General features: G+C 63.7%; 25 protein-coding genes. 11 read left to right on the top strand and 14 right to left on the bottom strand.

Features of this window, described 5'->3' with window-relative positions; translation table 11 throughout:
- Positions 1 to 34: 34 nt before the first annotated feature.
- From HGI47_RS09490 to HGI47_RS09480, 3 genes are read left to right on the top strand one after another with little or no spacing between them, the layout of a single operon-like run.
- On the top strand, positions 35 to 808 hold the full coding sequence (locus tag HGI47_RS09490) for a tetratricopeptide repeat protein (protein WP_168852499.1): 774 nt from the start codon (positions 35 to 37) through the stop codon (positions 806 to 808).
- A 22-nt stretch (positions 809 to 830) separates the two neighbouring features.
- Positions 831 to 2,189 (top strand): PQQ-binding-like beta-propeller repeat protein, encoded by a 1,359-nt coding sequence (locus HGI47_RS09485; protein ID WP_240950105.1) that lies wholly within the window; start codon positions 831 to 833, stop codon positions 2,187 to 2,189.
- 42 nt (positions 2,190 to 2,231) lie between these two features.
- Positions 2,232 to 3,566: an isoprenylcysteine carboxylmethyltransferase family protein gene (locus tag HGI47_RS09480; RefSeq protein WP_168852497.1), complete on the top strand. Its 1,335-nt coding sequence runs from the start codon at positions 2,232 to 2,234 to the stop codon at positions 3,564 to 3,566.
- Between the two features lie 3 nt (positions 3,567 to 3,569).
- Here the strand turns inward: HGI47_RS09480 and HGI47_RS09475 are convergent, their stop codons facing one another.
- The 3 genes from HGI47_RS09475 to HGI47_RS09465 form a co-directional block, all read right to left on the bottom strand.
- On the bottom strand, positions 3,570 to 3,869 hold the full coding sequence (locus HGI47_RS09475; protein WP_168852496.1) for a putative quinol monooxygenase: 300 nt from the start codon (positions 3,867 to 3,869) through the stop codon (positions 3,570 to 3,572).
- Positions 3,869 to 5,242 carry a glutamate--cysteine ligase gene (locus HGI47_RS09470; protein WP_168852495.1) on the bottom strand — a complete coding sequence of 458 codons (1,374 nt, stop codon included), beginning with the start codon at positions 5,240 to 5,242 and terminating at the stop codon, positions 3,869 to 3,871. The genes HGI47_RS09475 and HGI47_RS09470 overlap by 1 nt, the downstream gene beginning before the upstream one ends.
- An 86-nt stretch (positions 5,243 to 5,328) precedes the next feature.
- Entirely contained in the window at positions 5,329 to 6,075 is a 747-nt protein-coding gene (locus tag HGI47_RS09465) for a 16S rRNA (uracil(1498)-N(3))-methyltransferase (RefSeq protein ID WP_168852494.1), read from the bottom strand.
- A 47-nt stretch (positions 6,076 to 6,122) separates the two neighbouring features.
- On the opposite strand from HGI47_RS09465, the gene ubiA reads away from it, so the two are divergent.
- Positions 6,123 to 7,037 (top strand): 4-hydroxybenzoate octaprenyltransferase, encoded by a 915-nt coding sequence (ubiA, locus tag HGI47_RS09460; protein ID WP_168852493.1) that lies wholly within the window; start codon positions 6,123 to 6,125, stop codon positions 7,035 to 7,037.
- Here ubiA and HGI47_RS09455 read toward each other — a convergent pair.
- On the bottom strand, positions 7,016 to 7,861 hold the full coding sequence (locus tag HGI47_RS09455) for an arylamine N-acetyltransferase (protein ID WP_168852492.1): 846 nt from the start codon (positions 7,859 to 7,861) through the stop codon (positions 7,016 to 7,018). The two genes, ubiA and HGI47_RS09455, sit on opposite strands and share 22 nt — an antisense overlap.
- Positions 7,851 to 8,228 carry a VOC family protein gene (locus HGI47_RS09450; RefSeq protein ID WP_168852491.1) on the bottom strand — a complete coding sequence of 126 codons (378 nt, stop codon included), beginning with the start codon at positions 8,226 to 8,228 and terminating at the stop codon, positions 7,851 to 7,853. Before HGI47_RS09450 ends, HGI47_RS09455 begins: the two co-directional genes overlap by 11 nt.
- Before the next feature lie 108 nt (positions 8,229 to 8,336).
- Here HGI47_RS09450 and soxR point away from each other — a divergent pair, with 108 nt between their 5' ends.
- Positions 8,337 to 8,777 carry a redox-sensitive transcriptional activator SoxR gene (gene soxR, locus HGI47_RS09445; protein WP_168852490.1) on the top strand — a complete coding sequence of 147 codons (441 nt, stop codon included), beginning with the start codon at positions 8,337 to 8,339 and terminating at the stop codon, positions 8,775 to 8,777.
- Here the strand turns inward: soxR and HGI47_RS09440 are convergent.
- The 4 genes from HGI47_RS09440 to HGI47_RS09425 form a co-directional block, all read right to left on the bottom strand.
- Positions 8,774 to 12,214, bottom strand: a complete 3,441-nt coding sequence (locus HGI47_RS09440; RefSeq protein WP_168852489.1) for an AAA family ATPase — start codon at positions 12,212 to 12,214, stop codon at positions 8,774 to 8,776. The genes soxR and HGI47_RS09440 overlap by 4 nt on opposite strands.
- 32 nt (positions 12,215 to 12,246) lie before the next feature.
- Complete coding sequence (locus HGI47_RS09435) at positions 12,247 to 12,996, bottom strand: thioredoxin domain-containing protein (protein ID WP_168852488.1); 750 nt, start codon at positions 12,994 to 12,996, stop codon at positions 12,247 to 12,249.
- Positions 12,997 to 13,156: 160 nt separating this feature from the next.
- The gene (locus HGI47_RS09430) at positions 13,157 to 13,876 is read right to left on the bottom strand and encodes a thioredoxin domain-containing protein (protein ID WP_168852487.1); all 720 of its coding nucleotides are present in this window, start codon (positions 13,874 to 13,876) and stop codon (positions 13,157 to 13,159) included.
- On the bottom strand, positions 13,873 to 14,451 hold the full coding sequence (locus tag HGI47_RS09425) for a DUF721 domain-containing protein (RefSeq protein WP_168852486.1): 579 nt from the start codon (positions 14,449 to 14,451) through the stop codon (positions 13,873 to 13,875). Before HGI47_RS09425 ends, HGI47_RS09430 begins: the two co-directional genes overlap by 4 nt.
- 29 nt (positions 14,452 to 14,480) lie before the next feature.
- On the opposite strand from HGI47_RS09425, the gene HGI47_RS09420 reads away from it, so the two are divergent.
- Genes HGI47_RS09420 through HGI47_RS09405 form a run of 4 tightly spaced genes read left to right on the top strand, consistent with a single transcriptional unit; the run spans position 14,481 to position 18,413 of the window.
- On the top strand, positions 14,481 to 15,545 hold the full coding sequence (locus HGI47_RS09420) for an A/G-specific adenine glycosylase (protein WP_168852485.1): 1,065 nt from the start codon (positions 14,481 to 14,483) through the stop codon (positions 15,543 to 15,545).
- Positions 15,546 to 15,547: 2 nt separating this feature from the next.
- Positions 15,548 to 16,843: a serine hydrolase gene (locus HGI47_RS09415; protein ID WP_168852484.1), complete on the top strand. Its 1,296-nt coding sequence runs from the start codon at positions 15,548 to 15,550 to the stop codon at positions 16,841 to 16,843.
- Positions 16,843 to 17,724 (top strand): NAD(+) diphosphatase, encoded by an 882-nt coding sequence (gene nudC / locus HGI47_RS09410; protein WP_206066095.1) that lies wholly within the window; start codon positions 16,843 to 16,845, stop codon positions 17,722 to 17,724. The genes HGI47_RS09415 and nudC overlap by 1 nt, the downstream gene beginning before the upstream one ends.
- The gene (locus HGI47_RS09405; protein WP_370521675.1) at positions 17,709 to 18,413 is read left to right on the top strand and encodes a DsbA family oxidoreductase; all 705 of its coding nucleotides are present in this window, start codon (positions 17,709 to 17,711) and stop codon (positions 18,411 to 18,413) included. Before nudC ends, HGI47_RS09405 begins: the two co-directional genes overlap by 16 nt.
- Here HGI47_RS09405 and HGI47_RS09400 read toward each other — a convergent pair.
- Complete coding sequence (locus tag HGI47_RS09400) at positions 18,410 to 18,817, bottom strand: DUF1489 domain-containing protein (protein ID WP_168852482.1); 408 nt, start codon at positions 18,815 to 18,817, stop codon at positions 18,410 to 18,412. The genes HGI47_RS09405 and HGI47_RS09400 overlap by 4 nt on opposite strands.
- 81 nt (positions 18,818 to 18,898) lie before the next feature.
- A complete protein-coding gene (mgtE, locus tag HGI47_RS09395) occupies positions 18,899 to 20,359 on the bottom strand; it encodes a magnesium transporter (protein ID WP_206066094.1) in 1,461 nt (486 codons plus the stop codon).
- 111 nt (positions 20,360 to 20,470) lie between these two features.
- On the opposite strand from mgtE, the gene HGI47_RS09390 reads away from it, so the two are divergent.
- On the top strand, positions 20,471 to 20,926 hold the full coding sequence (locus HGI47_RS09390) for a peptidylprolyl isomerase (RefSeq protein WP_168852481.1): 456 nt from the start codon (positions 20,471 to 20,473) through the stop codon (positions 20,924 to 20,926).
- Between the two features lie 71 nt (positions 20,927 to 20,997).
- Complete coding sequence (locus HGI47_RS09385; RefSeq protein ID WP_168852480.1) at positions 20,998 to 21,294, top strand: hypothetical protein; 297 nt, start codon at positions 20,998 to 21,000, stop codon at positions 21,292 to 21,294.
- Positions 21,295 to 21,334: 40 nt separating this feature from the next.
- Here the strand turns inward: HGI47_RS09385 and gltX are convergent, their stop codons facing one another.
- From gltX to HGI47_RS09370, 3 genes are all read right to left on the bottom strand, one after another.
- Entirely contained in the window at positions 21,335 to 22,663 is a 1,329-nt protein-coding gene (gltX, locus tag HGI47_RS09380) for a glutamate--tRNA ligase (protein WP_168852479.1), read from the bottom strand.
- A 26-nt stretch (positions 22,664 to 22,689) separates the two neighbouring features.
- A complete protein-coding gene (locus HGI47_RS09375; RefSeq protein ID WP_168852478.1) occupies positions 22,690 to 23,136 on the bottom strand; it encodes a hypothetical protein in 447 nt (148 codons plus the stop codon).
- Between the two features lie 76 nt (positions 23,137 to 23,212).
- Positions 23,213 to 24,880, bottom strand: coding sequence for an NAD+ synthase (locus HGI47_RS09370; protein WP_168852477.1), 1,668 nt, complete (start codon positions 24,878 to 24,880; stop codon positions 23,213 to 23,215).
- Positions 24,881 to 24,882 lie beyond the last annotated feature (2 nt).

Genomic DNA, 24,882 nt, shown 5'->3' with positions numbered 1-24,882 from the left:
GCAATGTTCCACTATAGTCCCTGAAAGCGCTGCCTTGGCTCTCCGTCCCGATCGTCCGCAATCCCGTTCCGAACAACTGGCCGAACGCTCCGGCGCTCAGGGTGACGCCTTCCTGCGCGAAGTGGACGATGCCCTGCGCGAAGATCAGGTTGTCACCGCATTCCAGAAATATGGCAAGCCGGTGGGCGCGGCGATCATTGCCGGTCTGCTCGGCCTTGGCGGCTGGCTGTGGTATGACAATCACCGCAACACCGTGGCCGGCGAACAGGGCGAGGTGCTGACTCAGGCACTCGACAAGCTGGAAGTGCGCAATCTCAAGGCGGCAACCGAAGATGTCGCGCCGCTGACCAAGGATGGCAGCGATGGCTATCGCGCGTCGGCGCGGATGCTTCAGGCCGGTGTCCTGTCCGAACAGGGCAAGGCAGATGAAGCTGCAAAGGCGTTTGCCGCGCTTGCCGCCGATACCGCCTTGCCACAGGCCTATCGCGATCTCGCCACAATCCGCGAAGTATCGCTCACCTTTGACAAGATCGGTGCTAATAAGGTCGTCGAACGGCTCAAGCCGCTGGCGATCCCCGGCAACGCATGGTTTGGCAGCGCGGGCGAATTGGTCGGCATTGCCTATATGAAGCAGGGCAAGAATGATCTGGCGGGGGCCATGTTCGCGCAGATTTCCAAGGATGAAACCGTGCCCGACAGCTTGCGCCGCCGCACCCGCCAGATGGCCGGGCTGCTCGGCGTCGATGCGGTCGAGGATCCGGGCGCCGCTAAAGTGATCCAGCGCGCCACCGTTCCGGCTGCTAACTGATTTTTCCAAGGATACCATGCCGATGAAGTCCGAAACCACATTCCGCCCCAGCTTCCGGCGCGCATCGCTGGCCAGCGTGCTGGTTCTTGCGCTCGCGCTGGGCGGTTGCGGTATCTTCGGCGGCAAGGACAAGGCCAAGACCACGCCCACCGTTGGTCAGCGTGAGCCGATCCTCTCCAAGATCGAAGCCGGCACCAAGGTTGATGATTCGATTGGGTTGATCACCGTCGTCCTTCCCGCGCCGGAAGTGAACGCCGATTTCCCGCAGGGCGGTGGCAATGCCAGCAAGTCCTATGGCCATGCCTTCATTGGCGATTCGCCGCAGCGCGCGTGGACGGCCAGCATTCGCGGCTCTTCGGCAACGCAGCGCCTCGCCGCATCGCCGGTTGTCGGCGGGGGTAAGCTCTATGCGATGGATACCGACGGCACGGTTCACGCCTTCGATGCCATCACCGGTTCGCGTGCATGGGAAACCTCTGTCCGCGCGGAAAAGAGCAACGCCAGCTCCACTTTCGGCGGCGGCGCTTCGTTCGATGATGGCATCGTCTATGTGACGAATGGTGTGGGCGAAGTCGCCGCACTTGATGCGGCCAACGGTTCTATCAAGTGGCGCGTAAAGCCCGCCGGCCCGCTGCGTGGTTCGCCCACCGTCGCCTTCGGGCAAGTCATGGTGATGACGCAGGACAACCAGATCATCACGCTCAACGCCGCCGATGGCGCGGTCCTGTGGAACGAAAACGCTTCCGTGGGTCAGACCAACGTGTTTGGCGTTGCCTCGCCCGCGGCTGGGCAGGGCACCATCGTTGCGGGCTATTCGTCGGGCGAACTCGTTGCCTATCGCTATGAGAACGGTCGCCAGCTTTGGGCCGATGCCCTTGCGCGCACCAGCATCGCCACCTCGGTGTCCACGCTCACCGATATCGACGCCGATCCGATCATCGAAAATGGCCGCGTCTATGCGCTGGGGCAGGGCGGGCGCATGGCCGCCTATGAACTGGTCACCGGCCAGCGTATCTGGGAATTGAACCTTGCGGGCATTTCCACCCCCGCCATCGCGGGCGAATGGATCTTCGCGCTGACGGACGAGGCAAAGCTGCTGTGCATTGCCAAATCCAACGGCAAGGTCCGCTGGATGACGCAGCTTCAGCGCTTCAAGAACGAAAAGAAAAAGAAGAACCCGATCCTCTGGACCGGCCCGGTTCTCGCAGGCAACCGCCTGTGGATCGCCAATTCGCGCGGTGAAGTGATGACCGCTTCGGTAACCGACGGCACCGCCAGCGCCTTCACCGAACTCGGCTCCGGCGTCAGCCTCGCCCCGGTGATCGCCAACCAGACGCTCTATATCCTCGACGATGGCGGAAAGATCAGCGCTTTTCGCTGATCGCAAACGCTTTCCTAACCCTTGGGTCATAGGGATGTGCGCATGAGCGCGCGTCCCTCCCTTCCGCCATCAGACGTTTCAGCAGGCGTCGGCCTTGCGGGTCTTGCAGGCCTGCTCTTCTGGGTCATGGTCTGCCGCTTCTGGCCGCAGATCGTCGATGCCTTCGGCCTTGCCGCCCCGCACGAGGTGATGGACGGCCCCGGCGCGGCGATGATGGCGCTGCTCTTTTCGGGCACCGGCATGGTCGGCTGGTCGCTGCTGGTAGACAAGGTGCATCTGCGCCCATCGACCGGCATCAACTGGAACGCTCCGCGGCCGATCCGCGAAATTCTCGACATTTCGATGACCAAGATCGCAGGGCTTTGGGCGACTTGGGCCGTGATCGGCTTCGCCTATTGCCTCGGCCGCTGGTACTGGCGCGGGCAATATGTCTTTGCGATGGAAGTGCTGGAAACCATCGTCCCGTTCCTGTTCCTAGGTGCGGTGCCCTATGTCATCTGGCTGGATCGCGTGCTGGTGAACCCGCGCGATGCTTCCTGGCACTTCGGCGCGATGCTGATCGGGCGCGAACCGTGGGAGGCCGAAGAGGTCAAACGTCACGCCCTTTCATGGCTGGTCAAAGGCTTCTTCTGCGCCTTCATGATCTCGATCGTGCCCGGCGGCTTCGGGGCGGTGGTGCGCTTTGACTGGAGTCACGCGCTCCACGATCCCGTAGAGTTCGCCACGCTGCTGATCGAAACGATGTTCATGATCGATGTGCAGATCGCAATGGTCGGCTATCTCGTTACCATGAAGCCGCTCGATGCACAGATCCGCACTGCCAACCCGCACCTCGCCGCATGGGTTGCCGCGCTGATCTGCTACCCTCCGTTCATCCTGATGGGCGGCGGTGGCGTGCTGGATTACCACTGGAACGGCGCGGAATGGCCGCATTGGCTTGAAGGCCACACCACGCTGCTGTGGATATGGGCGGTTGCGCTGGTCATCCTTACCGGTATCTATGCTTGGGCCACGGTCGCTTTCGGCCTGCGCTTCTCGAACCTTACCTATCGCGGCGTGCTGACCAACGGCCCTTACCGCTTCACGCGCCACCCGGCCTATCTTTCCAAGAACGCCTACTGGTGGCTCGCGGGCCTGCCGTTCCTCACCACCAGCCATTCATGGGTCGATGCGATCCGCAACACGGCACTGCTCGCAATGGTCAGCGGCGTCTACTATTGGCGCGCACGGACCGAGGAAAAGCACCTTCTTGCCGAAGACGCCAAGTATCGCGAATACCACGCATGGATGGCAGAGCACGGCCCGATTACCAGCGCCTTGCGCAAGCTTGCGCGCGCAATCACACCCAAAAGGCCGGTCGCCCAGCCCGCGGAGTAAGCGTCAGACTTCGACGCCCTCGTCGGCTTCGAACATGCGGATGCGGCGGTCAAAAAGCCCTAGAGTCGCACGCTCCTGCGCCCACACCTTCATGTGCGGAGCGGCAAAATGCGCCTCAAGCGCTGCCTTGTCGCGCCACTTTTCGGCAATGTGGATCAATTCGGGGTCCAGCACGTCCTGTCCATAGGCATACTGCACGCACCCGTCCTCAGCCAGCGTCGCCGCGATCACCTTGGCCATCATCGGACGGATCGCTTCGATGTTCTCCACCGGAACGCGGACGGTGCCCATCACGATGATCATCAGAAGCTCTTCTCGCCATAGACCTGCGAAAGATCGCCGCCCCACGCACCATGATAGAGGTCAAGCAGCCGTTCTGCCGGAGTCTTGCCCGTCGCCACGATCTCGTCGAGCGGTTGGAGATACCCTGTTTCGTTGTCGCCCGCCTCGTTCAGCATGGCTCGCGCCGAAAGGCCGCCCCGCGCAATCGCCAGCACTTCTGCGGCCACATCGCGCAATTTGCCGCCCCCCGGCAACGCGGCGTCCAGCCCCAGCTTGGGCACTTCGGCCCGCAGGCGTTCGCGCCCCTCCATGTCCCAGCCCTTGACCAGATCCCACGCCGCATCCAGCGCCGTCTGATCGTAGAGCAGGCCCACCCACAGCGCGGGCAGCGCGCAAATTCGGCTCCACGGCCCACCATCGGCCCCGCGCATTTCGAGGAACGACTTCAACCGCACTTCCGGGAAGGCGGTGGAAAGGTGGTCTACCCAGTCCGATGCCGTCGGTTTCACACCGGGCAGAACCGAAAGCTTGCCATCGAGGAAGTCGCGGAATGAAAGCCCCGACGCGTCGATATATTTGCCGTCGCGGAAGACGAAATACATTGGCACGTCGAGCATGTAATCGACATAGCGTTCGTACCCGAAACCTTCGTCGAACACGAAAGACAGCATCCCCGTGCGCGCCGGGTCGGTATCGGTCCAGATGTGGCTGCGATACGAAAGGAACCCGCTGGGCTTGCCTTCTAGGAACGGCGAATTCGCAAACAACGCCGTCGCCAGCGGTTGCAGGGCCAGACTGGTGCGAAACTTCTGCACCATGTCCGCCTCGCTCGAATAATCGAGGTTGGTCTGAATCGTGCAGGTGCGCAGCATCATGTCGAGGCCCATCGATCCCACGCGCGGCATGTGCCGCAGCATGATGTCATAGCGCCCCTTGGGCATTATCGGCAGTTCTTCGCGGGTCTTGTCGGGCCACAGCCCAAGGCCAAGATAGGCCAGCCCCAGCTTGTCGCCGATGGCCTTCACCTGCGCCAGATGCCGCCCGGTTTCCGCACAGGTCTGGTGGAGATTTTCCAGCGGCGCACCCGAAAGCTCAAGCTGCCCGGCAGGTTCAAGGCTTACCGTGCCGTCCGGCCCGGCCATCGCGATGACGTTGCCGCCTTCCATGATTGGCTCCCAACCATATTCGGTCAGCGCCATCAGCAGATCACGAATGCCGCCCGGTTCGCCATAGGAAGGCGCGCGCCGATCTTCGGTGCGATAGACGAACTTTTCGTGTTCGGTGCCGATCCGCCACGCAGACTTGGGCTTTTCGCCCTTCTGCATGGGGGCCACGAGCATGTCGCGGCTTTCGATGATGGGATCGTTGCGATTTGAAACTTGCCGCGTGCTCATGCGCGCCGAGTTAATGTGCCAGACAGCTTTATACCAGTGTTATTCGTGAGAACTTTTGTTGCAAATCAGACCGAAATCGCGGCTGCTCAAATCCAGTCGCCGTTCAGCCCCATCCACAGCGCCATCCCGGCAATCGCCGCGGTTTCACCTCGCAGGATGCGCGGCCCCAGTGCAATCGCCACAGCCGCCGGATGCGCACGGATCGCGGCGCGTTCTGTTTCGTCAAAGCCGCCCTCAGGCCCCACCAGCAGCGCCGCCGCTCCCTTGTGCGCGGCAAAGGCTTCAGCCACCGGTGCGCCGCCGTTCTCGTCGGCAAAAAACAGCCTGCGCCCTTCGGGCCAGTTCCGCAGCAAGGCCTCCAGCTTCACCGTATCGCCCAGCGCGGGCAGGGCGGTGCGCGCGCATTGCTCCGCCGCTTCAACCATGATCGTCCGCGCGCGTTCGGGGTTCAGCTTGTCGGCCACGCAGCGCCGCGTTACCATCGGCACAACTTGGGCTACGCCGAGTTCGGTTGCCTTTTCCAGGACCAGATCGAAGTTCGGCTTCTTCAGCAGCGCAGCGTAGAGCCAAAAATCGGGCACATCCTCGCGCCCGCGCAATTGCCGCTCCACCTCCAGAATGACCGCGCGCTTGCCTGCTTCGGCAACCCGCGCCAGCCATTCGCCGGTCACGTCGTCGCACAGGATCACCGCGTCGCCGGGGGCCACGCGCATGACTTTGCCCAGATAATGCGCCTGCCCGCCTTCGATTGCCACGCGCAATCCATCCGACAGCGGCGTTTCCACGAATAGGCGAGGGGCCGACTTGGGCGGCCATGCGGGCGTTGCGGGCATGATTTCGCCCCTAGCGCAATTCGCGCAGGCCGGTAAGGCTTCGCGCCATGATCGAGACAGATCCCGCGCAAATCGTCCCTGATAGCGAGCATAAGGGCCTTGTCGCGCGTCTGCCGCAACCGTGGCGCAACTATGCGCTGCTCGCCCGGTTTGATCGTCCCATCGGCTGGTGGCTGCTGTTCTGGCCCTGCGCATGGGGACTGTTCCTTGGTCAAGGAACCGGCGAATGGGCCATGCTCGCGTGGATGCTGCTCGGCGCCATCGCCATGCGCGGCGCGGGTTGTGTCTATAACGATATCGTCGATGCCGATCTTGACGCACGCGTTGCCCGCACCGCGTTGCGCCCCATCGCCAGCGGTGCGGTAACGAAACGCGCCGCTTGGCTATGGCTGCTCACCCTCTGCGCTGTGGGCCTCGTCGTTCTTTTGCAACTCCGCTGGGAAGCGCAACTCGTCGCACTCGGTAGCCTCGCCCTTGTCGCTGCTTACCCTTTCATGAAACGCCTCACCGGCTGGCCGCAGGCATGGCTGGGTCTCGTCTTCACATGGGGGGCGCCGGTCGGCTGGGTAGAAGCGACTGGCTTTGAACGCCTTGCCCCTCTGGCTGCGCTTTATGCCGGATGCTGGGCATGGTGCATGGCATATGACACCATCTACGCCCTGCAAGACCGTGAGGACGATGCGCTGGTCGGCATCGGCTCCTCCGCGCTATCTTTTGGCAGGCATGTCAAAGCAGGCGTTGCTGCGCTCTATGCGCTGGCGCTGACGGGTTGGGCGGGGGCGGTCTGGCTTGCCCGGCCCGATCCGCTTGCGCTGCTCGCGCTGTTGCCCGTGGCGTTGCACTTGTGCTGGCAGGTCGTCACGCTCAAGGAAGACGGCGTCGATCCGCTCACCAAGTTCCGCTCGAACCGCACCGCTGGGCTGTTGATGGCCGCCGCCTGCTATGTCGTCGGAGCCGCTTGAGCCCCAAACAACGCCTCGTGCCGCGCGCAGATCGCCGGCCAGAGCCTAGCCGCTTCGGGCACGTTCAGCCAAAAAACGTCGCGCAGCAACGCCACCAGATCAGCATCCGAAGCCAGTTCCCGCCTCACTTCACCTTGCGCCGTTACCTCGGAAAACACTTTGCCACGCAGACCCAGATAGCGTGCGTCATCGCGCCGCTGCACCGCCAGATTCTGCACAAAAACCGATGCTGGATCGCTGCATTGCCAATCACATAGCGCCGAAAGCTGATCCTCTTCCGCAGCTTGCGCGCGAAAATCATAAGACATTGCGTTGTCACCTAGCCCTACGGAAAGACGCCAGAATCCGTCTTCAGTCGTCGCAAGACTGACCGGCAAGGGGGGCTGCTCCCATGCGCCCTGCCGCAGCGGCACTGATGCTCCCAGCCAACTGCCGAACCCGGCGTCCACCACTCTCGGCCCATTGCATTCAACCAGCAGGCACAGATGCGTCCCCATCGCCGCATCCCCGCGCACCTGCCGCATCACGCCCGCGCTTATGCGCATCACGTCAAACCCGATTGCCGCCAGCGCCGCGCTCAGCACGCCGTTGTGTTCGTAACACCACCCGCCGCGTCCGTCTTCGACCAGTTTGGCGAAAGCTGCGGCAGTATCGGTGCGCAGACGGCGGCCCATCTGCACGTCGATGTTCTCGAACGCGATGGCTTGCACATGCGCGCCGATGATGCCGTCCAGCGTTTCCAGATCGCAGCACGGCGCATCGCTGAAACCGATCCGCGCCAGATAGGCTTGAAGCTGTGCCTGCGTCAGTGGCTCAACCGCCATAGCTCACCACCTCGAATTCGATGCCGTCCCAGTCATAGAAGTAGAATCGACGACCCGGCACGTAATCCGCGTGGTTGAACGGCTCCAGTCCGGCGGCGATCACGATCTGCTCGGCAGCATCCAGATCGTCAACCTCTACGCCAATATGCTGCAACGGCACGCCTTTCTCAAAACGTTCGGCGTGCCCGCCGGGCGGTGCGTAGAACACAAGATACTGGTCGTCATTGCCCAAGTGGATCGAAAAGCCATCATCGATTGCAGGTCCGCGCCAGCGTTCATGCCAACCACACAGGCCGGTGAAGAAGGCGGCAGAGCGTTCGGGATCGCTCACGCGGATGTTGACGTGTTCGAGGCGGGCTGCGGGCATCAATCGGGTCCTTTTGGCTGCATTTGCGAATCGATGCTTGCGAACATGCAACCTCAAGCTAGCTTGAGATCAAGCCATTTCGTTCGCCGTCGCCAGAAGAGAGTGCCTATGCACCGCAACGATCTGATCCCCATCGGCACGCTGTCGCGCCGCACTGGCCTCGCCGTGTCTGCCATCCGCTATTACGAAGATCGCGGCCTCGTCACGTCTATCCGCACTGGCGGCAACCAGCGCCGCTTCCTGCGCTCGGACATCCGGAGGCTCAGTTTCGTTCAGATCGCGCAGAAGCTGGGGTTGGGTCTGGCAGAGATCGAGCGTGAACTGGCCGCCCTGCCGCGAGGCCGCACGCCAAACGTGATGGACTGGCAAAAGATCAGCCGCTCGCTCCGCAAGGAAATCGACAGCCGTATCCAGCTCCTCACCCGCACCCGCAACAAGCTCGACGAATGTATCGGCTGCGGCTGCCTCAGCCTGGAACGCTGCGCCTTATACAACAAGGAAGACCGCGCCAGCGCCGCGGGGCCGGGGCCGAGGTATGTGCTGGATTAGCCAGCCGCTTCAAGCAGTTCCACCGCGCCGCCCAGATCCACGCTGACCAGCCGCGAGACGCCGCGCTCCACCATCGTTACGCCGAACAGGCGGTGCATTCGGCTCATCGTTACGGCGTTGTGGGTGACGATGAGGTAGCGGGTGCGGGTTTCGGCGGCCATTGCGTCGAGCAGGTCGCAGAAGCGTTCGATGTTGGCGTCGTCGAGCGGGGCGTCCACTTCGTCCAGCACGCAGATCGGGGCGGGGTTGGTGAGGAAAAGGGCGAAGATCAGCGCGACGGCGGTGAGTGCCTGTTCACCGCCGGATAGAAGAGTCAACGATTGCAGGCGTTTGCCGGGTGGTTGTGCGAAGATTTCTAACCCTGCTTCCAACGGATCGTCGCTGTCCACTAACGCAAGGTGCGCCTCGCCGCCACCGAACAGGCGGGCGAAGAGGCGGCGGAAGTGGCCGTCTACCGCTTCAAAGGCGGCGCGCAACCGTTCGCGCCCTTCGCGGTTGAGGCTTCCGATTGATCCTCTAAGTCTATGAACAGCCTCGGTAAGTTCGGCCTGTTCGGCAACGGATGTGCCGTGGCGTTCCTCAGCCTCAGCCAGTTCGTCGGCGGCGACGAGGTTGACCGGGCCGATGCGTTCACGCTCCGTCGTCAGACGGTCCATCGCGGCGGACTCTTCGCCCGCGCTGGCAACATCGGCACTGGCGAAGCCGAAGCGTTCGGGCAGGAGCGGGGGCGGGCACTGGAACCTTTCTCCTGAGATTCCAGCCATTTCCTGCCGCCGTGCGTCTTCATTCTCGGCGCGGGCGACTGCGCCGGCGCGGGTTTCGCGGGCGGTGGTGAGGGCCTCGTTGGCCAAGGACAGCGCGCTATCTGCTTGTTTTGATGCGGTTTCTGCTGTGGCCAGTGCGGCGTCGGCGGTCGTGAGATCGGTGGCGAGGCGGGCGCGGATGCTTTCGCCTTGTTCGATCTCGATGATCAAACCCTTTGGTTTTGCAGCAGAAATTGCGCGTTCCGCCTCAAGTTCCTCGCGCCGTCCGGTCATTTCGGCAAGGCGCTTGGCGGCGTCTCCGGCGCGGGCCTGCCATGCGCGAATATCGCCACGGATGCCAGCAAGTCGTTCTTTTCCCACGGCAATCTGCTGGTCGAGCGCAGCCGCTGCCGCCGTTGTCGATTGCAGGGCAGTGCGGGCAGCATCGTTGCGGGCGCGGGCGGCCTCGAGTGCGGCGCGGCCTGCTTCGGGGTCTGGCAGGGTGGCGCGCTTGTCTTCGGCGGCGGAAAGTTCGCCGTGTGCCGCCTGACGTTGGTCCGCAAGGTCCGCCTGAGTTCTTGAAATTTCGGCTTTTCTTTGATCGAGGCGCGTGCGCGCAGCCTCTGCAGCATCAAGCGCACGCAGCGCTGCACGTTCGGAATCCGATGCTTCCGTGATGGATTTCTGAACTGCACCTAGATGCACAGAGATGGCACCTAGACGCTCCTGCACGCCTTCAAGCGCACTTTGCGCGGTGCTGACAGCCTCTTGGCGCGCAGGCAGAATCGCCTGCAATTCCATCAGTCGATTTTCGGCTTCCAAGGCCGCCGCTTCTGCCGCCCCTTCGCCCCGGGCGACGAAGCCGTCCCACCTTCTGAGGCTGCCCGCTTTCGTCACCAGCCATTCGCCCGGCTGTAGGATTTGTCCATCATCGCGGTCGCTCACGCGCACGAGTGTGAGTCTGGCGGTGAGTTCGGGTGGGCATTGCGGGACGTGGTGGGCGAGCGAATCCGCCAGCGGCTTTGGTGCGTCCGCGCCGGTCCAGAAGCGGCCTTCTGCATCAACGGGAGCGGGGCCGACCGGGGCGCTGGCATCGCGGCCCAGCACGGCGGCGAGGGCGCGTTCATAGCCCGGCGCAGCGCGCGTTCCGGCGATGGCGGATTGGCCCAAGCCTTTGGCAGAACGTGCCTTTTCGCGTGCCGCTTTGTCGCGCGCCAAGGCATCAGCCTCGCGTTCAACACCGGAGAGATCGGCGCGGGCCTGGGCGAGGGCATTGCTGGCGGTATCGCGCTGTGCGGAAAGTGTCTCGCGCTGGCTGGTGAGATCGGCGCGTGTCGCTTCGGCAGCTTCGATGGCAGCGGCGGCTTGCGATCTATTTGCTTCTGCTTCAGCGATTTGCGGGGCCGGATCGGCTTCGCGCGCCAAGGCTTCTGCCTGCTGCGCGATCCGTGTGGCGTCGGCATCGAGCCGTGTGAGACGCTGGCGGGCGGCGGCAACGGCAGCTTCGGCAACGCGCCATTCGGCATCGATCCCGGCCTGTTCCGCCACGCGCTGCGCCAGCGCAACTTCGGCGGCGCGGGCGGCGCGGTCTGCATCGTCGGCAGCGGCGGCAAGAACCGGGCGGCGGGCAGTGTCTTCTGCCAGCGCGGTTTCGGCTGTGGTAAGGCTTTGCTCCAGATTCGCCATTGCGGCGGCGGCGTCTTCGGTGAGCTTGTCCGCACTGGCGCGATCCTGCTCAATCCGGGCAAGCTGGCGGTCGATGTCCTGCACCCGCTGTTCGGCAGCTTCAAGTTGCGCGGTGAGTGATGCCATGCGTTGTCCGTGAGCGGCGGCATCCTGCCTGCGGTCGAACACTTCGTCGCGAGCTTCGGCCAGAGCGGCGGCGGCCTTGTGCTGGGCGGCTTGCGCCTGATTGGCGAGGAGGGCTGCCGCCTTCACCGCATCTTCGGCAGCCGTGGCCTGTTTGCGCGCGGCAGCTGCGGCGGCGGCGGCATCGCGCCAGCGGGCGAAGACGAGGCGGGCTTCGGAAAGGCGGATTTTCTCGCTGACCGCCTTGTAGCGTTCGGCAGCGCGGGCTTGGCGGCGAAGCGTGTTGATCTGGGCTTCGAGGCCGGAAAGCAGGTCTTCCAGCCGCGCAAGGTTGGTTTCGGTGGCGCGCAGTTTCTGTTCGGCGTCGCGGCGGCGAACGTGGAGACCCGCGATTCCAGCGGCCTCTTCCAGCATCATGCGGCGTTCGGTGGGCTTGGCCGCGATGACGGCGGCGATGCGGCCCTGACTTACCAGTGCAGGGCTGTGCGCGCCGGTGGCGGCATCCGCAAAGACCAGCGCAACGTCCTTGGCGCGCACGTCCTTGCCATTGACGCGGTAGGCGCTGCCTGCCCCGCGTTCTATGCGGCGGACGACTTCAAGTTCGGCACCGAACGGCCCGTCAGGGTCGGTTTCCGCCGTAAGCATGACTTCGGCAAAGGCGCGGGCAGGGCGGGTGGCGGTGCCCGCGAAGATCACGTCTTCCATGCCGCCGCCGCGCATCGACTTGGCTGAGCTTTCGCCCATGACCCAGCGGATCGCTTCGAGCAGGTTGGATTTGCCGCAGCCGTTGGGGCCGACCACGCCAGTGAGGCCGGGTTCGATGCGCAGTTCGGCGGGCTCGACAAAGCTTTTGAAACCGGAAAGTTTCAAGCGCTTGAAGTGCACTGCCTACGCCCCCCCGGCCGCTGCGCCTCGCCTCAGCGCGCGCCAGCCTTTTGCAGCATGGGTTCAAGCTCCTGCCAGCTTGCGACGCCTGTCTTGTTGCCGTTGATGAAGAAGGTGGGCGTGCCGGTGATGTCGAATTCCTTGCTCCACTTTTCGTTCACTTCGGCAAGTTTCGTGGCCTTTGCAGTGTCTGCAAGGCAGGTGGCCCCCTGGGCGGCGGCAACGCCGCGCGAGGCGAAAAATTCGCTCATGCCCGACACTTGCGCGATGCCGCCAAAGCGCTTTTCGGGCGGGAGCGCGGAAACCTGTTCGAGTGCTGCGTTGTTCGCCTGAAGATTGGTGAACATCTGCGGCTGCCAGCCCCAGAACTGTTCGGCGAGCGGTATCACCGCTTCGGGAGCGCCGCAGGTGGCGAGCAGGACCGACGGCATATCGAGCGCATTCAGCAGGAACAGGCGCAGTTCATAGGACACGCGGCCCGATGCGATGTAATCATCGCGCAGCTTGGGGAAGCCTTTTTCCGAAAACTCCGCGCAGTGCGAGCAGGACAGCGCGCCAAATTCCATCAGCTTGATCGGGGCATCGGGGTTGCCCATCACATAGCCGCCATCGGCATTGACCGAGAAGGTTTCTGCCCATGATTTGCCTGCCGGGGCGGGAATTTTGGCAATGGGTTCGCTGCTGGCGACATCGCCCGTGGCGGCGGCATCCTTCTTGTCACACGCGGTAACGCCGAGCGTGAGGGGCAGGGCGGCAAGAAGAAGAGCGCGGGCGAGTTTCATCGTCTGGATATTCCCGTTTCTGGCGGTTTGGGGCGGACGCTAGCCGATTGTGGCGGGGGTTTGAAGGGGTGTGGGGGTTGGGTTGTGGATGAGGGCAGGGTTTGGGAACATGCCCTCCCCCAGCCCCTCCCGCTTGCGGGAGGGGAGAAAGACGCGCGCTTTACTTCGTTCGCGCGAGGATTTGGGGGCGAAGGGCGTCCCAGTTGTGGGTGCCGGCCAGCAGCACGCCATCGATCATGAAGCTGGGGGTGCCGGTGACGCCAAGCTTTTCGACTGCATCATTAGTTTGCTGGGCCAGTTTGTTGGCCAGCGGTTCGTTGGCGAGGCAGCGGTCGAGCGTGGGACGGTCCACGCCCCTTGCGGCCATGAACTGATAGAACTTGAAGTCCGACGCGATGGCACGGGTGCGGGTGGAGAAGGGTCCGGTGGTCCAGCGTTGACGCTGGGCGGCGGTGGAATTGGTGAGCGGGCCGATCCACTGCGGTTGTGCGCGCATGAAGGCGGTGTGGACCTGAAAGAAGCGGTTGGCGGGGAGGCAGTTGGTGATGAGCGCCACGGTAACGTCAACCGGATCGCGCACGAAATTGCGCACTTCGACCGCGCCCTTGCCGGGGCCGACCATGCCGAGCTTCAACTGGCCTTCGGATTCCACTTCGAAGGCAGAACAGTGCGGGCAGGTGTAGCTGACGAACTCAACCAGACGCAGCGGGGCCTTGGGATTGCCGAGGATGTGATAGCCTTCGGGCGTGACCGAGGCCGTGGCGGCCCAGTTGGTGCCGCCAGCCGGGCGGGCGGGCTTCGGCTTGGCGGCGGGCGTCTGGCCGGTGAGCGAGAGCAGGGCCACGGTGGCCAGTGCGGCAGTTGCAAGTTTGCGGTTCATCCGACTTTCTTTCCCCCCGTTGCGCTATCGAGACTGCGCGCCAGCGATTCCAGCACGGTGCGCAGTTCGGGATCACCGATATCGCGCAACGAATCCCCCAGTTCCATTGGAATTGGCTTTAACGAAGGCGGCGCGGCGCGTGGTGTGTCTTTGGGTTTGGGTGCCTGAACCGCACCTTGCCGGATCTTCACTTTGGCGACGGCATTGTAGCCGAAGAAGCGGTTCACCCGGTCCATGATTTCTGGGATCACGTGCTGGATCAGCGGCGCATGAGCCGGGCTGACCAGCAATTGCAGGATGCCTTCGGACTTTTCGCCGGGGGGGAAGCGGATCGATTCTGGCATACAATGCCGCGCGTGGCGTTCACCCACGATTTCGGGCCAGCGGGTGACGACGCTGGATTGCACGAAGCCGAAGCGGCGGAATGCGGTGCGGCCGATGGCGGGCATAAGGTCTGCGATCTGGCGCGCTTCGCCGCCGCGTGGGCGTTCAAAGGGTTTGAACGCGGGTTTTGTGGCAGGCTTTGCAGCCTTGGCAACTTTGGATTTCTCCGCGTCCGAAGGGGTGGTTTTCATATCGCCTTGCGCCATGCCATAGGTGGGCGATGCAAGCCAGAGAGGATGCCGCAATCTCCTTCGATCCTGAGGCAATCGCGCCAAGTCTGCTGACGTGGTATGACGTTCATGCGCGGCGATTGCCGTGGCGTGCGTTGCCGGGTGAGGAGGGGGCCGATCCCTATCGCGTCTGGCTGTCCGAGGTTATGTTGCAGCAGACCACGGTGGCGGCCGTGGGGCCGTATTTCACCAAGTTTCTGGAGCGCTGGCCGACGGTCGACGATCTGGCGGCGGCGGATGATGCCGATGTGATGGCGGCATGGGCGGGGCTAGGATACTATGCGCGGGCGCGCAATCTGCTCGCCTGTGCGCGGGCGGTTGCTGCGCAGGGCGGGGTGTTCCCCGATACGGAGGAAGCCTTGCGCGCGCTTCCGGGGCTGGGCGACTATACGGCAGCGGCGGTGGCGGCGATTGCGTACGGACGGCGCGCGGTGGTGGTGGATGCCAATGTCGAGCGGGTGGTGGCGCGGCTTTTTGCCATTGATGAGCCTTTGCCCGGCGGGAAGGCGGCGATCCGCTTTGCTGCGGGACAGGTGACACCCGATGTGCGGGCTGGGGACTTTGCGCAGGCGATGATGGATCTGGGGGCGACGATCTGCACCGCGCGGTCACCCCGGTGCATGTTGTGCCCGCTGGCCGCGCAGTGTCGGGGGCGAGCCGAGGGCGCGCCGGAGCGTTTGCCGGTGAAGGCGGCGAAGAAGCCCAAGCCGGTGCGGCAGGGGCGCGCCTATTGGATCGAGCGCGATGGCGCGGTGCTGCTGTTGCGCAGGCCGGGACGCGGGATGCTGGGCGGGATGCGCGCGCTGCCTGACGATGGCTGGTCGGCCAAGGGGGATGGTGCGGCGGCGCTGGACGGTGATTGGAAGAGTGCGGGCGTGGTGCGGCATGGCTTCACGCATTTCGATCTCGAATTGCAATTGATGCTTTGCGCGTCGGCAGAAGCGGCTAGTCTCCCGGACGGAGAGTGGTGGCCGGTCGTGGAGATTGAGGCGGCCGGTCTGCCCACCGTGTTCGCCAAGGCGGCGCGGCTGGCGATTGCTGAGAGGAATGGCTGAGGATGCGGGATTTGGCAGTTTCGCGCAGGGCGCTGCTGGGATCATTCGGGGCGCTGGCGGGAACGTCCCTGCTGCCGCGTATGGCCTTTGCCAGCGCAGCAGCAGAGGCGAAGTTTCCGGCGGTGACACGGATGCTGGACGGCTATGTCAGTTCAGGCAAGCTGCCGGGGATGATCGCGGCGCTGGGCTGGGGGGCGGGTGAAGCTCCGCTGGATATTGCGCGCGGCGGGCTGGCCAAGGGTGAGGCGCCACCGCTCGATATGGACAGCCTTTTCCGCATCTATTCGATGACCAAGCCGATCACCGGCATGGCCGCGATGATGCTGGTGGACGAAAGCAAGCTGCGGCTCGATCAGCCCATTGCCGATCTGCTGCCCGCGTTTGGCAAGATGATGGTGCAGGTGACGCCTGATGGTTCGATCACCGATCTGCGCCCGGCCAAGGCGCAGATCACGGTGCGGCACCTGCTGACTCATACGGCGGGGCTAGGCTATTCGATCATCCAGAAGGGGCCGATCAGGGACGCCTATATCAAGGCGGGGCTGGTGCCGGGGCAGGCGAGCCGGATGCCGCTGCCGGGGATGGACGCGCCCAAGCCGCTGAAGAGCCTTGCCGAATTTGCCGATGTGCTGGCGACGATGCCGCTGGTGTACGAACCGGGGAGCGTGTGGAGCTATTCGGTGGGCTTGGACCTGCTCGGGCGGGTGATCGAAGTGGCTTCGGGAAAGCCCTTCGATGCCTTTCTGGCCGAGCGGGTGTTTGGCCCGTGCGGGATGACATCCACCTGGTTCCGTGTCCCCGAGAGTGAGGCGGGGCGTCTGTCCACCAACTATGCGGCGGTGGGCGGGATGTTGCTGCCGGTCGATCCGGGCAAGACTTCGATCTATCTAGACCGGCCCCCCTATCCGTTTGGCGGAGCGGGGCTGGTGTCTTCCCCACGCGATTATGACCGCTTTCAGCGGATGCTGCTGGGCTTCGGCACGATCGACGGGCGGCAGGTGATGAGCGAGGCTGCGGTGCGGCAGGGGACGAGCAATCTGCTGTCCGTGGGGGCTGATCTGTCGAAGGCGTTCATCAAGGGCAACGGCTTTGGAGCGGGTGGATCGGTCGGGCTGGGTGAGGACGCCGGGACGTATGGCTGGGCTGGAGCTGCGGGCACGGTGGGCTTCGTGAACTTCCGGGTGGGTCTGCGCGCGGGGTGCTTTACGCAATACATGCCGTCCGATGCCTATCCGGTGCACAAGGAATTCGCGCAGGCCGTGCTGGCCGACGTTACGGGGAAGAAGGCCGCAGCCTGATGGACACGACAATCGCATTTGCAGGCGGCGGGCTTGACCGCGCCGACCATATCCGTGCCGATGCCGAGCGGCTTGGCGATCTGATGAACTGGCGCGCGCGACTGCTGAAGCTGGAGGGGATCGATCCGGTAGTCGACCCCGATGGCGGGCTGGACTGGGGCACGCTGGCCGATGCAGACCCGGAAGCAGAACTGGTGTTTCTGGGGTTGACCGAGGACGGCCGTGGGTGCTTTGCGCAAGTGACGCCGCTCATCGTGGGCAGCGTGGCACCGCCCAATCCCCGGCTGTGGGCGGCGATGGGCAATCTTTCGCCCGGTGATCTCACGATCTATGGCGGCGCACGCAGTCTGGTGGACTGGCACGCGCGGCACCGCTTCTGCGCGCGATGTGGTTCGGCTACGGTGTTGCGCAAGGGCGGCTGGCAACGGACATGCACCAAAGAGGCTTGCAAGGCCGAGCACTTCCCGCGCGTCGATCCCGTCACCATCATGACAGTGGAGAGCGAGGGTGAGCTGCTGCTGGGCCGCCAGCCGCGCTTCCCGCCGCGCAGGTATTCGGCGCTGGCGGGCTTTGTGGAGCCGGGCGAGGGTCTGGAAGACGCGGTGCGGCGCGAGGTGCTGGAAGAGGCGGGCGTGAAAGTGGACGCGGTGCGCTATGTGGCGAGCCAGCCTTGGCCGTTCCCGTCCTCGCTGATGATCGCGTGTCATGCCTTCACGACCCAGCGCGAAATTACCATAGACGAAACCGAACTGGACGACGCCCGCTGGTTCACGCGTGAGGAAGTGCGATACGCGATGACCGGCGCGGAAGACGGTGCATTCATCGCGCCGCCGCCCTTTGCCGTGGCGCATCACTTGCTCAGCTGGTGGCTGGCGCAATGAACGCGCCCGCCAAGGTCATGCTCGACATCTGGTCGGACGTGATGTGCCCGTGGTGCATGATCGGGCTGAACCAATTGGACAAGGCGCTGGCCGGGATGGCGGGCGAAGTGGACGCCACGGTGCGGTTCCACCCCTTCGAACTGAACCCGCACATGCCCGAGGAAGGCGAGGAGCAGGCGGCGCATATCCAGCGCAAATATGGCCGTACGCCGGAGCAATCGGCAGGCGTGCGCGATACACTGAAGCAGGCGGGGGCACGCGCTGGCTATTCGTTCGACTACACCGGAGAGGGCGAAGCGCCGCCCGCGATGATGTGGAACACGCGGATGGCACACCGGCTGCTGACGTGGGCCTTGCGCGATTTCGGGCCGGAGCAGCAGGTGCGCCTGAAGCGGGCGCTGTTCGATGCGCACTTTCAGGCGCGGCGGAATGTGTCTGACCCGGAAGTGCTGGCCGATGTAGCGGAAGCCGCTGGGTTGCCGCGCTTGGGAGCGTTGCAGGCGATGATCGACGCTGAGATCGACACGCAGGTTGTGGCCGGGCAGCAGCAGGCTTGGGACATGAACGTGACCGGCGTTCCCGCCGTGCTGATCAACGGCAAGCTGATCGTGCCAGGCGCGCAGGAGCCGGAGGTTTACGCCGACCTGATCCGCAAGGTGCTGGCGCGTGAGGCAGCAGGAAAGGCTTAGACCAGCCCCAGCTTGGCCAGATCAGACGCGATCTGCGCAGGCAGCACTTCACCCGTCTCGCCTTCGCCAAGGTCCGCAGGCGCGTCAGCTTCTTCCAGATAGCGCCAGCCTTGGTGGGCGCGTTTGGGTTTGGGGTGGACGTCGATCAGTTTGGTGCTGACGACGATGTGGGTGTGGCCGTTTTCAGCTTCTTCGAACGCGACGATTTCCGAGCGGGCGACGAGTTGGTGCTTGTGAATCCAGTAGAGCGAGCCGCCGATCATTTCCTCGGCGCGCTTGGGGCGGTTGCGGGTGCTGAGGTAGGCCACCTTTGCCCCGCCACGGCGGCCTGAATCCGAAAACCATTCATGGATTTCGGCGAGGGATTGGGCACCGTAGGCGACTTTGGTCATGTTTAGGGGCATTGTTTCAAGACTCGATGAGTGTGCTTCAACAGGCCCTCCCCCGACCCCTCCCGCAAGCGGGAGAGAAAACCATGCGAAAGGTTAAGCCGCCAGCCCGCTCAACACCGCAAGGCCGAGGAACGAGAAGAAGCCCATGACATCTGTGGCCATCGTAACGAATACGGCAGAAGAGACAGCCGGGTCCACTTTCAGGCGATCGAGCGTGACCGGGACCATGATGCCGGCAAGGCCCGCCACCAGATTGTTGATCACCATTGCCGAGCCGATGACCGCGCCCAACAGCGGGTTGGAGAACAGGAGCGCGGTGGCGCTGCCGATCAGGATGCCGAGCGCTGTGCCATTGGTGGCAGCGATGCGCAGTTCGCGCAGGATCATGCGCACGGTGTTGGAACTGGTAAGCTGGTTGGTGGCAATGGCGCGCACCACCACGGCGAGCGTTTGCGTACCCGCATTGCCACCCATGCCCGATACGATGGGCATCAGCACGGCCAGCAAGGCAAAGCGGGCAATCGCGCCCTGAAACATGCCGACGACCGACGCCGCAACCATCGCGGTGCCAAGGTTCACGATCAGCCACGTGAGGCGCGTACGCACCGTTAGCAGTATGGGTTCGTTGATGTCGCCATCGCCTGCACCGGAGAGGCGCAGGATATCTTCGCTCGCCTCTTCCTGAATGATGTGGACGATATCGTCGACGGTGATCTGGCCGACCAGACGCCCGGATTCGTCAATGACTGCGGCGGAAATCAGAGCGTATTTCTGAAAGCGCAGCGCGACTTCTTCCTGATCCATCGTGACGGGGATCAGCGTCTGATCGCGCTTCATCACATCGGCCAGCGGCACGCTGCGCGGCGCGCGCAGAATCCATGACAGGCTGCAAGTGCCGACCGGGTGATGCTTGTGATCGACGATGAACACTTCCCAGAATTCGGTGGGCAGCTCGTCATCGCGGCGCAGATAATCGATCAGGTCGCCCACGGTCATCGCTTCGGGCACCGCGATCACATCGCGGCTCATCAGGCGGCCAGCGGTTTCTTCCGGGTAGGACAGCGCGGATTCGATGGCCGCGCGGTCTTCCGGCTCCATCTCGGCGAGGACGGCCTGCTGGTCTTCCTCGTCAAGGTCTTCGATCAGCGCAACGGCGTCATCCGTTTCCATCTGCTCGGCGAGTTCGGCAACCTCTTCGGGTTCCAGTTCTTCGACCAGATATTCGCGGACGTAATCGTTGAGTTCGGCAATGACTTCGCCGCCGAGAAGGTCGTTGATCGCGCGCGCGAGCTTTACGCGATCATCCTGTTCGATCAGTTCGAAAAGGTCGGCAATGTCGGCCGGGTGGAGCGGTTCGACGAGGTTGTAGACGGTCTCGTCGTCGCCCGCCTCAAGCGCTTCGGCAACCTTGCGCACGAAACCGGGACGCAGGGTGTTGTCTTCCTGATCAAGGCTATCGGCGTTTCTGACGGTTTCGGTCGGGCGCACGGCTTCGACCGGCGCAGTTTCCGCGTCGGGGAGCAGGGTTTCGAGTGTGTCGTCGTCGCGCTCCATACGGGCGGGTTACCCACTGGCGTATCAATTGCAACCGCTCGGCAGACCTATGCGTGACTTTATTTTTCGAACCACTATATCGGCGCGCAAGACAACAAGGATTTGCGACCAATGGCTGACGAAAATCTCGTTCTTTCGCTCGATTCCGGTGATGTGGTGATCAAGCTGCGTCCTGATCTCGCCCCCGGCCACGTAGAGCGGATCAAGGAACTTGCCGGTGAAGGCTTTTACGATGGCGTGAAGTTCCATCGTGTGATCCCCGGCTTCATGGCGCAGGGCGGCTGCCCGCAGGGAACCGGCATGGGCGGTTCGGATAAGCCGGATCTGAAGGCCGAATTCAACGCAGAACCGCACGTGCGCGGCGTGTGCTCGATGGCTCGCACCAGTGCGCCGCACTCGGCGAACAGCCAGTTCTTCATCTGCTTTGATGACGCGCGTTTCCTCGATAAGCAGTACACCGTGTGGGGCGTGGTCGAAAGCGGCATGGAACACATCGACGCGCTGCCCAAGGGCGAACCGCCGGCAAACCCCGGCGTGATCCGCAAGGCGAGCGTTGTGGCTGCCTGATCGGCTTTCACGCCGAGTTTGGAGAGGGGCGGGGCCGCAGGGCTGCCGCCCCTTTTTGCGTTGGAGAGGGCATGAACCTGATCGAACATGCGATTGCGGCGCTGCTGATACAGGCGCTGGTAGGGCTGACGACGCGGAACTGGTGGGCAGGGGCGGCGCTGGCCTGCGGCTATTTCATCGGGCGCGAGGTTGCGCAGGCGGAATACCGCTGGATCGAACAGTTCGGGCAGGGCCTGCGCGCCAACATGCCGTGGTGGGGCGTGTTCGACGGGCGCGTGTGGGATAATGCCGATCGGTTGGCCGACTGGATCGGGCCGATTGTGACTACGGTGCCGTTGGCGTGGGCAATGGGGCGGCGGCAGCCGTAATCTTCCCCATTTGCACTTGGTGAAAACGGAGAGGATTTGTTCAGGCTGACAACCGCCGCACGGCCTCTTCCTTTGCGATCAGCGGAAGGAGGGCTGCCATCTCCGGGCCGTGGTCGTGGCCGGTCAGGGCTTGGCGCAGGGGGAGGAAAAGGGTTTTGCCCTTGCGGCCGGTGCTGTCCTTTAGCGCCGATGTCAGCGCGCGCCACGGGTCTGCCTGCCAATCGAGTGCGGTGGCAACCGTTGCCGCTTCGGCAAGGAAGGCGCGGGTTTCGTCGTCGAAGGCCGGTGCGGTGACCGGGCCTGTGACGACTTGCCACCATTCGCGCGCTTCATCGATATGCGCGAGGTTTGGGCGGATCGCGTCCCACGCTGGTTCGCCCATGCCAGCAGGCAGGAGATGCGCGACGCGGGCGTAGGGCAGGCGGTGGACGATCTGAGCGTTGACGCGGTGCAGGTCTGCTTCGTCAAAGCGGGCGGGCGCGCGGCCGAAGCGGGATAAATCGAAGCTCGCGGCGAGCGCATCGGCGCCGAGCGACGGGTCGACCGAATCGGACGTGCCCAAACGGGCGAGCAGCGCGACGATGGCTTCGGGTTCGATGCCCTGTTCGCGGAAATCTGCCATGCCGAGCGCGCCAAGGCGTTTGGACAGTTTGCCTTCGCTGCCGGTCAGCAGGGCTTCATGAGCAAAGCGCGGCGGCGTTGCGCCCAGCGCGGTGAACATCTGGATCTGCGTGGCGGTGTTTGAAACGTGATCTTCACCGCGCAGAACATCAGTGATGCCCATCGCGATATCGTCGATGGCGGAGGGCAGCATGTAGAGCCATGATCCATCGGCGCGGCGGATCACTGGGTCTGACATCTGGCGCGGGTCGAAGTTCTGCGCCCCCCGAATGCCATCGTTCCACATGATTGGCTGATCGTGATCGAGGAGGAAGCGCCAGTGCGGCTTCTCGCCCGCAGAAGCTTTGGCAGCGTGGTCTGCCTCGGTGAGCTTCAGCGCAGCACGATCGTAGATCGGGGGGAGGCCGCGCCCCAAGAGGATCTTGCGCTTGAGATCCAGTTCCTGCGCGGATTCATAGGCGCGATAGATGCGGCCTGCGGAAACGAGACGCTGGAATTCGCGCTCATAAAGGTCGGTGCGGAGCGACTGGCGTTCCTCACCTTCGGGCACGAGGCCAAGCCATTGCAGATCGGCGCGGATCGCTTCGACATACTCCTCGCGGCTGCGTTCGGCATCGGTATCGTCTATGCGCAGCACGAACTTGCCGCCGGTCTTCTTTGCCAGCAGCCAGTTGTGCAGCGCAGTGCGGACGTTGCCGACATGGAGCTTGCCAGTGGGCGATGGGGCGAAGCGGGTTACCGTGGTCATGCGCAACGCCCTAGCGCGCCGGGCGTTCAAGGGGAAGGGATGAGCGCTACGGCGTGAATCGTGGCGTTGTAGAGCGCGTCGTGCCGGTCGGCGCGAACGAAGCCGGTTATGGCATCGGTGAAGGCTGCGCGATTGCCGGCCTGTGCGGAGCGGGCAAGGGCCACCAGCGTTACTTCATCAGGCGTCATTGCAAGGCAGCAGGGGCGGTTGACCATAAAGGGTTCGGGCCAGACCTGCTTCACCGTTTGGACAAGGCCGTGGACGGCGCAGGCGGCTTCAACGCTGCGATAACGCTGGGCGAGGTCGGGCACGGGATCGCGCCCGGCCGCATCGAACAATGCGCACAGGCGCATGGCCATCGTAACGTGCAGGCTCTTGAGCGAGAGGCCGCGCACGTCGTGCGGGCGGGACAGGCTTTCGATCAGCGCGGAAAAGCGGGTGGACGATTCACCGAGCGGCTGGGGAGCGGGCATGGGCATCCTTTCTTGCGAACGAATCGCAAATTAGGTTGCCCACCCTCTCTCGTCAATGCGAATCATTCGCAAAAACTTAGCCGGTGCGGAAGCTGTGCGTGATCGGATAACGGCGGTCGCGGCCATAATTGCGTGCGCCGAGCTTTACGCCCGGAGGAGCCTGCCTGCGCTTGTATTCGGCAAGGTGCAGCAAGCGTTCGATGCGGATCACGGTATCGCGATCATGTCCTTCGGCAACGATCTGGTCGACACTCTTTTCATGCTCCACAAGGCCGAGGAGAATGGCGTCGAGCACGTCGTAAGGAGGGAGCGAATCCGAATCTTTCTGGTCCGGGCGCAGTTCGGCGCTGGGCGGCTTGGTGATGATCCGCTGCGGCATAACCGGGCCATCAGGGCCAAGGCCGATCTTGGGGCGCTTTATATTGCGCCATTCGGAAATGGCAAAGACGGTGGTTTTGTAGGCGTCTTTCAACGGGTTGTAGCCGCCGTTCATGTCACCATAGATGGTGGCGTAGCCGACGCTCATCTCGCTCTTGTTCCCGGTCGTCACCAGCATAGGGCCGAATTTGTTCGACAGCGCCATAAGCGTGACACCGCGAATGCGCGACTGGATGTTTTCCTCGGTCAGGTCTGGTTGCTTGTCCGTGAAGGCGGGGGCAAGCATGGTATCGAAAGCATCGACCGCCGGGACAATCGGCACGGTATCGAGCCGAAGCCCCAGCATCTGGGCGCAGCCTGCCGCATCATCAAGGCTTTCCTGGCTGGTGTAGCGGCTGGGCAGCATCACGCACCACACGCGGTCCGGGCCCAGCGCATCGGCGGCGATGGCGGCGCAGATTGCCGAATCGATGCCACCCGACAGGCCAAGCACCACGCCCGGAAAGCGATTGCGGTTCACATAGTCGCGCAGCGCCATGACCATCGCGCAATAGATGTCTTCGGGGTGTTCCGCGAGTTCGTGGACTTCACCCGGTTCGCACCGCCAGATGGAACCTGATCCGCGCGCTGTCTGCGTCCAGACGGTGGTGACGATCGATTCTTCCCAATCGGGCATCTGCACCCACAGCGCGCCTTCGGGGCCGACGACGAAGCTAGCACCGTCGAAGGCCAGCTCATCCTGCCCGCCCACGCGATTGAGATAGGCAACGGGAATGCCCGTATCGATAGCGCGGCGTTTGGCCACACCATCGATGCGCAGAACATCCTTGTCGATTTCATAGGGGCTGCCGTTGATGCAGATGAAGATTTCCGCGCCAAGTTCGGCCAGATGACGGCACACGTCCGGGTGCCAGATGTCCTCGCAAATCGGCAGGCCCAGCATCGCGCCCTTGAACAGCACGGGTTCAGGCAAGGGGCCGGGCATGAAATAGCGCTTTTCATCGAACGTGCCGTAGTTGGGCAGTTCATACTTGAAGCGTGTGGCCGCGATGCGCCCGCCTTCGAGCAGGGCCACGCCATTATGCAGCGCGCCATCGCGCACGAAGACCGATCCGACGAGCATGGCGGGGCCACCGTCTGCCGTGACACGGGCCAGCTTTTCCAGTTCCACCGCTGCGTAGGCGACCAGCGCTGGCTTCATGATCAGGTCTTCCGGCGGATAGCCGATCAACTGCAGTTCGGGAAAGACGATCAGGTCCGCATCGGGCACCTTTTCGCGCACGGCGAGCATCGCGGCGGCATTGGCGGCAAGATCGCCGACCGACTGGTTGAGCTGGGCGAGGGTGATGCGAAGTGTATCTGCCATGA

The sequence above is a fragment of the Novosphingobium sp. ERN07 genome (assembly GCF_012641335.1).
Taxonomy (GTDB): domain Bacteria; phylum Pseudomonadota; class Alphaproteobacteria; order Sphingomonadales; family Sphingomonadaceae; genus Novosphingobium.
This window is presented reverse-complemented; position numbering and strand designations above follow the sequence as displayed.